The following is a 14,041-nucleotide window of genomic DNA, read 5'->3' as shown; positions in this document are numbered from 1 at the left end:
CTTATTGTAATATAGGCCAAACTCTACGAAACTTAGGATATATTACATTACCCCAAATTTTTCTATAATAGGACAATGGATTGAGAAGAAAAAAAGATATTTTGTCGAAAAAAAAGGATTTTTGGCATCTTTTATGGAAGTTATCATTAGAGTGAGTAAAACTAAAGCTTTCTAGGGGGGCTAAAAGTGCAATTATTGAATGGGGTAGGGTTTGATAAACTTGAAGGTGCAATTAACGCAGCAAACACCCGCCAAAGCGTTATCGCTAATAATATTGCGAACGTGGATACGCCTTATTTCAAACGTTCCGAAGTTTCTTTTGAAAGCTTACTTCAAGGAGAAATGAACGGGGATCTTCCTGCACTTGAGGGGAATCGAACTAACCCAAAACATTTCGCCATTGGGTCATCTAGTACCGTTCCAAATATGGTTGTGAACACAGATAACTCTACGACAATGAACAACAATATGAATAACGTTGATATGGATAGTGAAATGAGTTCCCTTGCAGACAACCAACTAAAGTACAACGCCTACATCGAGCAAATGAATAGTCGCATCAAGATGATGCGTACAGGCATAGAAGGGAGAGCATAACCATGACAATCAACAGTAGTTTTAATATTAGTTCTTCAGCCCTAACTGCTCAAAGACTTCGTATGGATGTGATCTCCTCAAATATTGCGAATGCTGAGACCTCTAGAGCTTCTGTTGTTGATGGAAAGGCTGTGCCTTACCGGCGCAAAATGGTTGTGATGACCCCTAAAGAAAATCAATTCAGCTCCATGCTCCAATCCGCTGTGAGCGGCCAACAATCTGCCGGACAAGGTGTCACGGTCTCCGCAATAAGAGAAGATCAATCCTCATTTAAACCTGTTTATAACCCTACAAGTCCGGATGCAGACAAAGATGGGTATGTCTACATGCCTAATGTCGATGTTCTGAAAGAAATGGTCGATATGATATCGGCAACAAGGTCATATGAAGCCAATGTAACAGCACTAAATGCATCGAAGGCCATGGAAACCAAAGCGTTGTCCATAGGTAAGTAATCCATTTAAATGACCACTGGTTAGGAGAGTGTATAGATGATTCAAAGTGCTGCATTAACTGGGATTAACCCCATCCAGCTCGTCCAGTCTACAGCTAAGACTACAGAGGTTTCGCCAAATGACACGGTTCAGAACTTTAGCTCATTCCTAAAAAACGCTATTGATTCCGTCGCAGGTCAGGAAGAAAATGCAAAAATTATGGGTGACAAGTATATGACTGGAAAAGTAAATATGGACCAAGTTATGGTAGCCTCAGAACAAGCATTGTTAAGTTTGCAACTTACATCGCAAGTTCGAAATAAGGTAATTGAAGCTTACCAAGAGATTATGCGAATACAAATGTAGGTTGAATTCAGCAAAGTTTGGATGAGGTGACAATGTGAACGAGAGAATTGCCCAGTACAGAGAAAAAATTAGTCAGTACTGGAATCATTTTACTAGGAAGCAAAAGACATTACTAATTTCAACCATCGCTATTATTCTCGTTGCGGTGATTCTACTTACGATGCAGTTCTCTAAAACGCAATATGAAGTTGCATTTACAGGACTCGATTCATCAGATGCAGCAGGAATAATTACGTATCTTGAATCTAGTAGCATTCCTTACAAATTAAGTGCAGATGGAAAAAGTATCTCAGTTCCTTCAACAGATGCAGCTAAAGCGAAAGTGGATGTAGGATCGCAAGGAATTGTACAGAATGGCTCGTTAGGTTTTGCGGGTACATTTGGTAGTAGTAATTCCGCGATTGGGATGACGGAGAATGAATTCAAGGTGAAGTACAAGTCAGCACTCAATGGGGAAGTTGAACAGCTTCTTACGAAAATGCAGGGTGTGAGCAGTGCGAAAGTATTAATTAATTTGCCTGCTGAAAAGATGTTCGCTACAGAAGACGAGCAAGAAAAAGCTTCAGCATCTGGGGTGATCTCATTCAAACCTGGTTACCATCCAGATCAAGCGGCAATCAATGGTTACTACAATCTGATGAAGACGGCAGTTCCCAATTTGCCTATTGCTAATATTACGCTTAGTGATACAAGTGGCGAAGAACTATCTGGCCCCGATTCAAACGGAAATAACGGTGGGCTTCAAGCTCAAGTTAATACGAATATGGCTTTGCAGAAGAAATTCGAAAGTGACGTTCGCCTGGCTGTGCAACAGTTTTTAGGCAAGCTTACGGGTCCTGACAAAGTAAATGTTCTAGTAGCTTCGAAGTTGAATTTTGACCAAGTAAGTGAGAAGTCAAATCTAGTAACTCCGGTAGACGTAGATAATATGAAAGGCATTGAAATCAGTGCCCAAAAGATTCAAAAAAGTTATACAGGTAAAGGTGCAGATCAAGGTGGAGTTACAGGAACCGGTGAAACTGAAGTGCCCGGGTATCCAGGTTCATCCAATACTTCTAACACAAGTTCAGAAGATAATACTTCCACTATTAATTATGAAGTAAATCGAATCACTAAAGAAGTAGTACAAGCACCTTATACCGTAAAAGATTTAACCATTAATGTCATGGTTGAACCACCTGCAGGAAAAAACAGTCTGGATGATCAAACCCAAGGCGAAATCAAAAATGTGCTTAAAAACATCGTGGGTTCTTACTTAGCAGATTCTGGATCTACATATACAGACGCTGACCTACTTAAGAAAGTTTCGGTTCTCTCTCAAGCTTTTTCACAAGATTCGGTAGAAAATACGGGATGGCTAGCAAATTCAAAACTGTGGTGGGGATTGGGCATTGCAGCACTTGTAATTGCGGCTGGTATTACACTACTGGTAGTGAGACGGCGTCGCCGCAGAGAACAGGAAGAGTTTGAAGAGGATGTTCCACTCTCGATGCCTACGGAATTCCCGTCCATCACTTTGGAATCTGTTACGAATGATAGTCAAGTAAGAAAGCAGCTTGAAACATTGGCGAAGAAGAAACCAGATGAATTTGTCAATCTACTTCGTACTTGGCTGGCTGACGAATAGAGGTGAAAGCAGTGTCAAGAGTACTTAACCAAGGATTAAGTGGTAAACAAAAAGCGGCACTTCTTCTAATATCATTAGGACCTGAAGTATCAGCTCAAATTTTCAAACATCTACGTGATGAAGAAATTGAACAACTCACCTTGGAAATCGCCAATGTGCGCAAAGTAGACGGTTCTGAAAAGGAAATGATTCTAGCTGAATTCCATCAGATCTGTATGGCACAAGAGTATATCTCTCAGGGCGGTATCAACTATGCTAAAGAAATTTTGGAGAAAGCATTAGGTCCGCAGCGAGCGCTAGATATCATCAATCGACTAACGGCAAATCTTCAAGTAAGACCTTTTGACTTTGCACGTAAAGCGGATCCGAATCAAATTCTTAACTTTATACAAAATGAGAATGCTCAGACGATTGCTCTGGTCCTCTCTTACTTACAATTTGAACAGGCTTCCGTCATACTTTCTTCACTTCCTCAAGAGAAGCAGGCTGAAGTGGCACGAAGAGTTGCGATGATGGATAGTACTTCACCAGAAGTCATTAATCAGGTGGAGCGTGTTCTTGAGCAAAAACTCTCTTCTACGGTAACGCAGGACTATACAAGTGCTGGCGGTATTGAATCCATCGTCCAAATTTTGAATGGAGTGGACCGAGGAACAGAGCGAACCATTTTAGACTCTTTGGAAATTCAAGATCCAGAACTTGCTGAGGAAATCAAGAAACGCATGTTTGTCTTTGAAGATATCGTTAATGTGGATGACCGTGCAATTCAAAGGATTATCCGTGATATTGAAAACGCAGATCTTCAACTGGCTCTTAAAGTGGCTAGTGAAGAAGTGCGAGAGGCTGTATTCAGAAACATGTCCAAACGTATGGCGGAGACCTTCAAAGAAGAAATGGAATATATGGGACCTGTTCGTCTTCGGGATGTGGAAGAAGCACAGACACGCATCGTAGCCACAATCCGTAGATTGGAAGAGTCCGGTGAGATAATAATTGCGCGCGGCGGAGGAGATGACATCATTGTCTAATCTCATTAAATCTACTCAGTACGTTCCTGTAGATATGTTGAAAGAGTTAGATTTGTCCAAGCACTATAGTCCTCCTGTAGAGCATGAATCACCCTTGACTGCACCTCCTCAATCCTATGATGCGGAGGTGAACCGGGTCCGTAATGAGCAGTTCGAAGAAGCACGCCGAGTAATGCTGCATGATGCTAAAGACTTTGCAGAGCGGCAAGTTAGAGAAGCTTCAGAAAAGGCAGAGCGATTGTTGATTGAGGCTAATCAACAGATTGCCGCCTGGTGGCAGGAGCGTCGTGAACAAGATGAACATCTAATAGAAGCGGTGAAAGCTGAAGCTTTTCATGAAGGGTTTGAAGAAGGCAAAGCAAGTGCGCTTGATTCTTTGGAGTTCCAGATTCAAGAGATGATGGAAGAAGGCAGACAAGTTCTTCAGCAAGCTTATCAAGCCAAAGAGCAGATTATACAGGAAGCCGAACCTTTTCTAGTTGAACTAAGTGCTTCTATTGCTGAGAAAGTAATTGATACTCAACTTAAATTGGAACCCGAGTTCGCGCTAGAATTAATTCGTAAAAGTCTTTCACGTAAAAAGGAACAGGGTGTATTAACTTTGTGCGTAGCCCCATCCCAGTTCTCGTTCATCCAAGGAGCCAGAGAAGAATTAAGCCTTGTTATTGATTCACAAGCAGAGCTTCAGATTCTACCGGATTCCACAGTAAAAGATCGTGGATGTGTAATCCGTTCTGCTTTTGGCAGTATTGATGCAAGAGTCGATACGCAGTTAATTGAAATTAAGAAAGAATTGCTACGCATGTCACTTCACCCAGAAGAGCAAGGGACCGATCACGATGAAGCTTGATGCGCAGCGTTATACAGAGCATTTACGACATTTGGATCCGGTGCGTGTGAATGGAAAAGTTACACAGGTGATTGGTCTTATGGTGGAGTCAGAAGGTCCAGATGCCAGCATAGGAGAGGTATGTTATATCTACCCTTCAAAATCTAATACACCCTTGCAAGCTGAAGTTGTGGGGTTTAGAGATAACAAAGTGCTGCTCATGCCGCTAGGGGAACTTCAATCGATTGGTCCTGGATGTGATGTAGTAGGGACGGGTAAACCCTTAACGGTTCAAGTGGGTTCCGAATTGTTAGGTAAAGTGCTTGATGGTCTAGGTCAACCGTTAGATGGCTCTTTGCTACCTTCTCGGATGGCACAGTACTCCACGTACAATAAGCCTGTGAATCCTTTGAACCGACCTAGAGTACTAGAACCTATTAGCATTGGTGTTCGGGCTATTGATGGACTGCTCACTATAGGGAGAGGTCAACGTGTAGGGATCTTTGCCGGGTCTGGGGTAGGAAAGAGTACTTTAATGGGGATGATTGCCCGCAATACCGCAGCCGATGTGAACGTGATTGCTCTCGTGGGTGAGCGTGGAAGAGAAGTGCTTGATTTTATTGAAAGAGATTTAGGCCCTGAAGGATTGGAGCGTTCCGTCGTAATTGTTGCAACTTCAGATCAACCTGCTCTCATTCGTATGAAGGGGGCTCTTATCGCCACCACCATAGCAGAATATTTCAGAGATCGTGGTCTGAATGTAATGCTCATGATGGATTCTGTTACGCGGTATGCGATGGCACTCAGAGAGGTAGGGCTAGCTGTTGGTGAACCTCCTGCGATGCGGGGATATACTCCATCCGTTTTTGCGGCCCTTCCTAAACTACTAGAACGTGCAGGTAATGCCACACATGGTTCTATCACAGCTTTTTACACTGTTCTAGTCGATGGGGACGATATGAATGAACCGATAGCTGATGCAGTTCGAGGTATTTTGGATGGTCATATTGTGCTCAATCGTAATATTGCCAATAAAGGACAGTTCCCTGCGATTGATATTCTTGCCAGTATCAGTCGGGTGATGAAGGATATCGTGACGGATGATCAAACCGAGGCGGCTGAAAATTTGAAAAGATTGCTCTCCATCTATAAAGAGTCAGAGGATTTAATCAATATTGGTGCCTACCAGCGAGGATCCAATGCAGATATTGATGAATCTATCGAAGCGATTCAAAGCATCTTAGATTTTGTCAAACAGAAAGTGCTTGAGAAGGCAACTTACGAAGAGTCGTACGAACGTCTGATTTCTGAATTCACGAGGAGCTGATCTTTTCATTTATGAAATTCAACTATGTCTACCAAAAAGTCGTTGATCTGAAGTCTAATGAGAAAACTCAAGCGGAATGGCTGTTATCTGCAGCGGTTGGAGAGCTCCAGACCGAGAAACGTTCTCTCCATCAATTGGTCGAAGAAAAAGCATATGTGGATAAGACCATTTTAGTCGAGAGTGAGAACTGCTCATCGATGTTGAGACTTCAAGAACTACAGCGTTACGTGGAACATTTGAACCTATTAATCCAAAACAAGCTTGCGGATATACAAAATGCTGAACAAAATGTTGAACGGAATCAGCTTCATTTAAATGGGAAAATGCTTGATGAAAAAGTGTGGCTTAAAGCAAAAGAAAAAGCGCAATCCAGTTTTCAACAGATGATAATACTTCGGGAACAAAATGAGCTCGATGAGATGGCGACCGTAAGGTTTGCTATGAGAGCTCGTTAGTTCAGATCTAGGGACGGCTTGAAGTTAGGAGGAATCACAGTTGGCTAGACCTGTTGGCAGGCCTGTAATCGAAGAGGAAGAATCCGGCGGAGGTTTCGCCAAAGTGATGTTTATTGTAACACCCATCTTATTTCTTGTAGTTCTTATCGGCGCTCTGTTCATGTTTTTGAATGGGAATTTGAAAAATGATTTGATTGGAATGGGTCAGAAGATTCCGATTGTGAAGAACTGGCTTCCCGAACCATCCCAAGCAGCGAAACAGGCCGAAAGCTCCAAAGAAACAGTAAATAGTCTTAAGAAGGAAATGGCTAAAAAAGAAGAAGTGCTAAATAAAGCCAATGAAGATGCGAAGGTTCAGGCTGCTAAAACACAGAGCGTTCAGAATGAACTCGACGCAGCCAACGAAGCCCTTAATAAGCAAAAATCTCAAGAATCCTCGGATCAAGCGAATGAGTATCAAAAAGAAGTTAAAAAGTTGGCCAACTTATATGGGTCAATGAATGCGGGTAAAGCGGCTGCGATTATGGAGAATTTAACAACGGAAGAGACCGTCCAAATGCTGGGAGCTATGAGCAATGATAGCAAGGCGGCGATTTTAGAAAAAATGGATGCCAAAAAAGCAGCTCAAGTATCTATCTTGCTAAAAGATGCTAAGACATCAGAAGATCTTGCCATAGCGGCACTTCAATCTCGTCTGAAAAAGGATGCGGGCGGTGACTCTAAAAACATTCCGCAAACACAGGGATTGACAGATGCTCAGATTACCCAAACGTTCTCGACCATGACTGCGGAAAGTGCAGCAAAGTTATTACTTCAGACCGACAAAATTAGCCCGGATAAGACGTTGAAAATATTGAAGGCCGTGGATGATGCATCCCGTTCTAAAATTCTTACAGAAATGAATAAAACAGAACCTGCTACGACCTCCAGAATTGTGAATAAGCTTTTGAGTAATTAAATCTCACATTATTGTTATGTGGAGAAGGGAGGTGAATAAAATGAGCCTAATGATCAATAGTTCAGGAAGCAATGTTTCATCAACTGCAAAAAGTACAGCAGGAACGAAAACGGGTGAGAGTGTTACAACTGCAGCCCTTCCTTTTGGCCAGACGCTTGTACAAATGTTAATTGCGACGCTCGGGGGGCAAGTAGCTACGGACACCGCAAATACACAAAAAGCGCAAGAAGTAAGCAAAGGAGATAGCGTTGATTCACTCCCATCTACAGAGACAAAGGATACAGAGGATACTGCAGGTCTTGAGGATGTACTGCAAAGCATGGGGGATCTGGATGCCTTGATCGCTGCGGACCCCTCTCTAATGGCGACTCTTCAGGGATGGTTGCAGCAAGTTCAGCAATTTCTTAATCCTGAGCTATATCAAGCTTCTGGAGATTCAGGAGAAGTGCAGGAGCAAGGTTCAGCTCTTCCTACTATTGCGAAGCATCCAGATACTATCAGATTTGCTGTTCAGGATAGCATTGCTCAGCTATTGAATGAGTTAAATAGTTCTTCAGAAGTGAGCACGAAAGATAACACACTCGTACTACAGAAGCTAGAACTTTCTCCTTCTATTTTAGTTCAAGAGAAAGTTGGCAAAGGAGCTGTCAATCTAAATGATGCGACTCTTCAGAATGTCTCTAACTTTGAAAATACAAACGTAATGGGTTCAAAAGAAGATCTGGTTACTTCTCAACTGTTTAGATCATTGCAAAAGATTATAAGTCAGGCGAAAGAAAACCAATCAATCGATAATGCGTCCCTACCCAGCAAACTTGGAGATGTGAAGATTGTAAAAGATTCGCTTACTCCACTCAGCGCTGTGATGGCTAAAGCATCGAAAGGGAATGCCCTCCATCTAGAAGATTCAACTACGGAACATAAGCTATCCACTGCAGACAATGTAGTCATGACCGCGGGTCAATTACAAATGAGAGAATCAGGAACATTCACTATAGCTAAAGTAGCAACGTCAGCTGTTCCCGTCGATCAATTTGCAAAAGAAATGGGCAGTTTCGTCGTCAGTAAATTAGATATTCTCAAACTTCAAGGGGGGGCAGAAGCACGTATTATATTGTTCCCAGAACATATGGGGCAAGTCGATGTGAAGATCACGTTACAAAATGGACAGCTGATTGCACAGTTTGCCACAGAACACGCCTCTGCTAAGGATTCATTAGAACAACAGATGAACCAACTTCGTGTGGCTTTGCAGAATCAAGGGATCCAAGTAGAAAAGTTGGAAGTTACTCAGAACCAATCGCTCTCCTCGCATATGTATCATGATGGTCGTCAGTCAGGAAGCGGAGCAGGGAAGCAACATCAGGGAACAAGACAACGTGGCGAAGCAACGGATGATGCCATTCAAATGGCAGATATGACAGATGAGTGGAACGATTGGGTACGCGAGGTTCGTTCTAAAGAGGAAGGTTACGGTAGTTCATTTGTAGCTAAAGCTTAGTATTCCATCTGTATTTAACCTGCTTGGAAAGGAGGCACAACAACATGGCAAATGTTACACCAACTAACACAACATGGCCAAATTATTCAACTTCTAATGTCCAAAAGGCAGCAGCTAAAGATAATCAATCCATGGGTAAAGATCAATTTTTGAAAATTTTGATTACTCAGTTAAGTAATCAGGATCCGACGCAACCGCTGCAAGATAAAGAATTTATAGCTCAAATGGCGCAGTTCACTTCCGTAGAGCAGCTTATGAACATCTCTACTCAGTTAACGAATATGAACCAGAATTTAGGCAACTTATCAGGCCTTATTGGCAAACAGATTACATGGTCTGAGACCACTAAAGGTGTAGAGTATGATTCGTCAACCGGACAAGCCGTAACGAATACTTCAAGTCTAAACGGAATTGTTGATTCTATTGTGATTCGAAGTGGGGTTCAATACGCTAAGGTCGGAGATAAGGAAGTTGCGCTGGATAAAATCTTACAGATCGATAATAGCAAACCGACTACATCTGCTGCTACGAATACGACGACCGGAGCGGGAATGCCATGAACGAACCTATCTCCGTAGGGCGATTATATCCGTCCAGAATTCCTCCGAACGCCGTAACACGGTCTAAGCCGACTGCATCCAATGAATCTCAAGTCTCCTTCCAGCAGATGCTGCAAGATCATGTGGTTAAGTTCAGCAACCATGCGGTCAAAAGGCTAGAACAACGGGGCATTGAGCTTGCACCTGAACAAATTGCTAAGATTGGATCTGCTATAGATAATGCTGCAGCCAAAGGGTCTAAAGATTCTTTGATTTTGATGAAAGATATGGCCCTCATTGTAAATGTAAATAACCGAACCGTGGTCACAGCCATGGATGGAAAAAGTATGAAAGACAATGTGTTTACACAGATTGATAGCGCCGTAATTATTTCTTAATTGTAACAACTTGGCTGGCCCGGTTTCGGAAGCCAAGTATAGCTGCCGATCGATGGAAGCAGCTGATCCGATCCCATCTTAAGGAGGAATTTATTCAATGTTAAGATCAATGTATTCGGGCGTATCAGGTATGAGAGGTTTTCAAACCAAATTAGATGTTATTGGTAACAATATCGCAAACGTCAACACGGTGGGCTTTAAGGCAGGACGTGTAATGTTCAAAGATATTATGAGTCAGACGGTATCCGGGGTGACCACACCTACCGCTGGTGAGCAAGGCGGCGTGAACGCTAAGCAAATTGGCCTTGGCGTTCAAGTGGGTTCAGTAGATACACTCCATACGGGAGGTAGTGCACAGACAACTAACAATCCGCTTGATCTTCGAATTGATGGAGATGGATTTTTCGCTGTCAAGCTTTCAGCGGATCAGGAAGTTCCTTTCCTTACCCGTGCAGGAGATTTCCACCTAGATGCAGCTCGGAATCTAGTTACATCTGATGGCATGCTTGTCATGAGTAGTGAAGGTGCACCTATTACTATTGAGGACACGACTACTGCCTTCACTATTTCGCAAGATGGCACGATTATTCAAAAAGCCGGCGATGGTACTACAAATTCTGATGTAAAAATTGGTGTAGTTAAAGTCACGAATCCCGAGGGACTAGAAAAAGTGGGCGGGAACATGTACCGCACAACCCCAAACGCGGATATTAATGATACGCTTACCTATTTAACAGCGAATAGTGCTGAATCGGGAACAGGTGCCATGGTTACTGGCCAATTGGAAATGTCGAATGTAGATTTAACTGGAGAATTCACAGAAATGATCGTAGCTCAGCGTGGATTCCAAGCGAATTCTCGAATTATCACTACGTCAGATGAAGTATTGCAAGAAGTAGTGAACCTGAAACGTTAATTTTGAGAGAGCCGGGGGAGAAGAACTTCTCCTGCCGGACTTTTATGGAGGGTCGTCATGATTGCTGTAACGCGCTTGAACGGTACGCCGATGTGGCTTAATGCCTTATTGATCGAGACCGTTGAGGAAACCCCAGATACATATATTACGCTTGTCACGGGGAAACGTTTTATCGTTCTGGAGAAATCTGCTGAGATTATTCGGTTGGTTAATCAATATTACACGGAGATCGGCATCCACGCGGCAACTATTAAAGCGCATCAAACGGAGGAATTATCATGAAAAAAGCTGCTCCTTGGATGATTACGATTGTTCTGTCTGTGGTATTGGTCGGAATGGTCGTCTTCCTGGCTCTTACTATGAACAAGAATTCATCGGCAAGTGCCGCCAAACCAGAGACAGTCAAAGCATTATCTGCTGATGATCTGGTCAAAGTCACAGGCATACTCGAAGGCATCAAGACGAACTTGTCGGATCCAAACTATGTAGTCGTGATGGATTTTGCATTTCAATTCAACAACGCTAAAGCCAAAGAAGCATTTGAAAAAATCAAAGATTTTAAGCTAAAGTCTATTATTATCAAAACGTTAGCCGACTCCAAACCGGATCAGTTAACCGGAGCTAAAGGTAAAGATCAACTTGCAAATAAACTTATGAATCTAATTAATAGTACGCTCCCGGAAGGGAAGATAGTTCAGGTCGATATTACTAACTTTATTATGACAACTATATAAAATATCGATAGACAAATCCTTTTTAGGGGGTGAAATAAGTTGGTAGATGTCCTATCGCAAAATGAGATAGACGCTTTGCTTGCGGCGCTTTCTTCCGGTGAGATGGATGCGGAAGAACTCAAAAAAGAAGATACACAGAAAAAAATTAGAGCCTATGACTTTAAAAGAGCTGTTCGCTTTTCCAAAGATCATATTCGAAGTTTGACCCGAATTCATGAGAACTTTGCCAGGTACCTAACCACCTATTTCTCCGCCCAGCTGCGTACCTTTGTACAAATTAACGTAGTACAGGTAGAACAGCTACCATACGATGAGTTCATTCGCTCGATTCCCAAAATGACGATTTTAAATATTTTTGAGGCCGAGCCGCTTGAAGGTAGAATGGTGCTTGAGGTTCATCCCAATGTTGCATTTGCGATGCTAGACCGATTGCTTGGTGGTATTGGGATGGCACCTTCCAAGATCGGTACGCTGACAGAGATTGAAACCATAATTATGGAAAGAATCTTCAGCAGAGCTTTTGAGAGCCTGCAAGAAGCCTGGAAATCGGTCATTGACATCTCTCCTCGAATGGAAGCGCTAGAGACGAATCCGCAATTCATGCAGATTGTCTCACCCAATGAGACCATTGCACTGATCTCTCTTAGCACGAAAATCGGTGATACTTCAGGTATGATCAATCTCTGTATTCCACATGTGGTGATCGAGCCCATTATGCCCAAGTTATCCGTCCATCACTGGTTTGTGTCGCAGAAAAAATCGCGAGTACCAGAAGAAGTGGAGGCGCTTAGACAGCGGGTTAGCAAAGCCAAACTGCCCATTATTGCAGAACTTGGAGATTCTCAGCTGTCAATACGAGAGTTCCTCGGGCTTTCGGTTGGAGATGTGATTACACTGAACAAGCCGGTTCAGGAGGGGCTTAGGATTCGAGTAGGCGAGAAGATGAAATATATCGGCAGCCCGGGAACCATCAAAGACCGAGTCGCCATTCAGATTGATGAAATTGTCAGCGAAGGAGTTGAAGAATTTGACGAGTAAAGACTATTTGTCCCAAGAAGAAATCGATGCTCTTCTCAAGCAGGCTGTTCAAGGAGAGTCCAATGAGAAGACAGTCGACGACTTCTTGACTGCGCTTGAACAGGATGCCCTCGGTGAAATTGGTAATATCACATTTGGTAGTGCAGCAACAGCTCTATCTAACTTGCTGAGTCTTAAAGTAGATATTACTACGCCAAAAGTTGGCATCATTACTCGGGAGCAATTCCAACAAGAATTCCCAAAACCACATGTAGCGATTCATGTTACTTATGTCGCGGGGTTCCAAGGTATCAACTCTCTCGTTATTCAAACTAGAGATGCCCAGATCATTGCGGACCTCATGCTTGGAGGGGAGGGAAATCCAGCGGATGAAGAGCTGAACGAAATTCACGTCAGTGCCGTGCAGGAAGCAATGAACCAAATGATGGGATCTTCAGCTACATCTATGTCGACCATTTTCAATCGATTCGTTAACATTTCTCCTCCAGGAATAGATATTTTGAATATGGATAGTGGGGATGGCGTAGGCAACTTGCCTCCAGATGAAACATTAATCAAAATCTCGTTCCGACTTAGAATCGGAGATTTGATAGATTCCACAATTATGCAGCTGTTACCTGTGCAATTTGCGAAAGATATGGTAAACAGCCTCATTGGAGGGGGGACAGACCCAGCTCCAGCACACAAAGAAGTAGCTCCAGCGGCAGAAGCAGCGCCTGTACCTGTACAAGAGGCCCCTGTATCACAACAGCCGCCTGCGTCTATCCCGGCCGGGAGCATGCCGCCACAGCAGCAACAGCAATATGAGCAACCACAGCAGCAATATAATCAACAGCAGTATCAACAACCACAACAGATGGAGCAACAAGCACCTTATCAGCAGCCTTATGCACATCCAAATCAGCAAAATTATTATCCGCCTGCAGAACCGCAACATTATGGAAATGCAACAAATCGGAATGTTAACGTTCAGCCTGTGCAGTTCTCTAACCTACAACCGGTATCTTATGGGAATGTCGATGAGAACAATTTGAACTTATTGATGGACATACCGCTTAATGTAACCGTAGAATTAGGGAGGACCCAAAAGCAAATTAAGGATATTTTGGAGCTTTCCCAAGGCTCCATAATTGAACTGGATAAGCTAGCAGGCGAACCTGTCGATATTCTAGTAAATAACAAGTTGATAGCTAAAGGTGAAGTCGTAGTTATTGATGAGAATTTTGGGGTTCGTGTAACAGACATCGTCAGCCAGTGGGACCGCATTCAAAAATTACAATAGAGATGGTTAGGG

The 14,041-nt window shown here is 42.9% G+C and carries 17 protein-coding genes; all 17 read left to right on the top strand.

Features of this window, described 5'->3' with window-relative positions; all coding sequences use genetic code 11:
• Positions 1 to 186 precede the first annotated feature (186 nt).
• The 17 genes from flgB (at position 187) to fliY (ending at position 14,029) form a co-directional block, all read left to right on the top strand.
• The gene (gene flgB / locus J2Z69_RS10530) at positions 187 to 597 is read left to right on the top strand and encodes a flagellar basal body rod protein FlgB (protein WP_209861947.1); all 411 of its coding nucleotides are present in this window, start codon (positions 187 to 189) and stop codon (positions 595 to 597) included.
• Between the two features lie 2 nt (positions 598 to 599).
• The gene (flgC, locus tag J2Z69_RS10525) at positions 600 to 1,052 is read left to right on the top strand and encodes a flagellar basal body rod protein FlgC (protein WP_209861945.1); all 453 of its coding nucleotides are present in this window, start codon (positions 600 to 602) and stop codon (positions 1,050 to 1,052) included.
• A gap of 36 nt (positions 1,053 to 1,088) precedes the next feature.
• Positions 1,089 to 1,397 (top strand): flagellar hook-basal body complex protein FliE, encoded by a 309-nt coding sequence (gene fliE, locus J2Z69_RS10520; RefSeq protein ID WP_209861943.1) that lies wholly within the window; start codon positions 1,089 to 1,091, stop codon positions 1,395 to 1,397.
• 34 nt (positions 1,398 to 1,431) lie between these two features.
• A complete protein-coding gene (fliF, locus tag J2Z69_RS10515) occupies positions 1,432 to 3,024 on the top strand; it encodes a flagellar basal-body MS-ring/collar protein FliF (RefSeq protein ID WP_209861939.1) in 1,593 nt (530 codons plus the stop codon).
• An 11-nt stretch (positions 3,025 to 3,035) separates the two neighbouring features.
• Positions 3,036 to 4,052 carry a flagellar motor switch protein FliG gene (fliG, locus tag J2Z69_RS10510; RefSeq protein WP_209861936.1) on the top strand — a complete coding sequence of 339 codons (1,017 nt, stop codon included), beginning with the start codon at positions 3,036 to 3,038 and terminating at the stop codon, positions 4,050 to 4,052.
• Positions 4,045 to 4,902, top strand: coding sequence for a FliH/SctL family protein (locus tag J2Z69_RS10505; protein WP_209861934.1), 858 nt, complete (start codon positions 4,045 to 4,047; stop codon positions 4,900 to 4,902). The genes fliG and J2Z69_RS10505 overlap by 8 nt, the downstream gene beginning before the upstream one ends.
• Positions 4,892 to 6,208: a flagellar protein export ATPase FliI gene (fliI, locus tag J2Z69_RS10500; RefSeq protein ID WP_209861931.1), complete on the top strand. Its 1,317-nt coding sequence runs from the start codon at positions 4,892 to 4,894 to the stop codon at positions 6,206 to 6,208. Before J2Z69_RS10505 ends, fliI begins: the two co-directional genes overlap by 11 nt.
• Positions 6,209 to 6,219: 11 nt before the next feature.
• On the top strand, positions 6,220 to 6,663 hold the full coding sequence (fliJ, locus tag J2Z69_RS10495; protein ID WP_209861928.1) for a flagellar export protein FliJ: 444 nt from the start codon (positions 6,220 to 6,222) through the stop codon (positions 6,661 to 6,663).
• 40 nt (positions 6,664 to 6,703) lie between these two features.
• On the top strand, positions 6,704 to 7,621 hold the full coding sequence (locus J2Z69_RS10490) for a MotE family protein (protein ID WP_245339200.1): 918 nt from the start codon (positions 6,704 to 6,706) through the stop codon (positions 7,619 to 7,621).
• A gap of 40 nt (positions 7,622 to 7,661) precedes the next feature.
• Entirely contained in the window at positions 7,662 to 9,122 is a 1,461-nt protein-coding gene (locus J2Z69_RS10485) for a flagellar hook-length control protein FliK (protein ID WP_209861925.1), read from the top strand.
• A gap of 44 nt (positions 9,123 to 9,166) precedes the next feature.
• Entirely contained in the window at positions 9,167 to 9,682 is a 516-nt protein-coding gene (locus J2Z69_RS10480) for a flagellar hook capping FlgD N-terminal domain-containing protein (protein WP_209861922.1), read from the top strand.
• Positions 9,679 to 10,059, top strand: a complete 381-nt coding sequence (locus tag J2Z69_RS10475; protein WP_209861920.1) for a TIGR02530 family flagellar biosynthesis protein — start codon at positions 9,679 to 9,681, stop codon at positions 10,057 to 10,059. The genes J2Z69_RS10480 and J2Z69_RS10475 overlap by 4 nt, the downstream gene beginning before the upstream one ends.
• Before the next feature lie 97 nt (positions 10,060 to 10,156).
• Positions 10,157 to 10,975 (top strand): flagellar basal body rod protein FlgG, encoded by an 819-nt coding sequence (gene flgG, locus J2Z69_RS10470; RefSeq protein ID WP_209861916.1) that lies wholly within the window; start codon positions 10,157 to 10,159, stop codon positions 10,973 to 10,975.
• A gap of 57 nt (positions 10,976 to 11,032) precedes the next feature.
• Positions 11,033 to 11,257: a flagellar FlbD family protein gene (locus J2Z69_RS10465; protein WP_209861914.1), complete on the top strand. Its 225-nt coding sequence runs from the start codon at positions 11,033 to 11,035 to the stop codon at positions 11,255 to 11,257.
• On the top strand, positions 11,254 to 11,709 hold the full coding sequence (locus tag J2Z69_RS10460; protein ID WP_209861912.1) for a flagellar basal body-associated FliL family protein: 456 nt from the start codon (positions 11,254 to 11,256) through the stop codon (positions 11,707 to 11,709). Before J2Z69_RS10465 ends, J2Z69_RS10460 begins: the two co-directional genes overlap by 4 nt.
• Before the next feature lie 39 nt (positions 11,710 to 11,748).
• The gene (fliM, locus tag J2Z69_RS10455) at positions 11,749 to 12,747 is read left to right on the top strand and encodes a flagellar motor switch protein FliM (RefSeq protein ID WP_209861911.1); all 999 of its coding nucleotides are present in this window, start codon (positions 11,749 to 11,751) and stop codon (positions 12,745 to 12,747) included.
• Entirely contained in the window at positions 12,737 to 14,029 is a 1,293-nt protein-coding gene (gene fliY, locus J2Z69_RS10450; RefSeq protein WP_209861910.1) for a flagellar motor switch phosphatase FliY, read from the top strand. The genes fliM and fliY overlap by 11 nt, the downstream gene beginning before the upstream one ends.
• Positions 14,030 to 14,041 lie beyond the last annotated feature (12 nt).

The sequence above is a fragment of the Paenibacillus shirakamiensis genome (assembly GCF_017874255.1).
Taxonomy (GTDB): Bacteria; Bacillota; Bacilli; order Paenibacillales; family Paenibacillaceae; genus Fontibacillus; species Fontibacillus shirakamiensis.
Note: the sequence above shows the minus strand (reverse complement) of the source record. Positions and strands in the feature narration are given on the sequence as shown.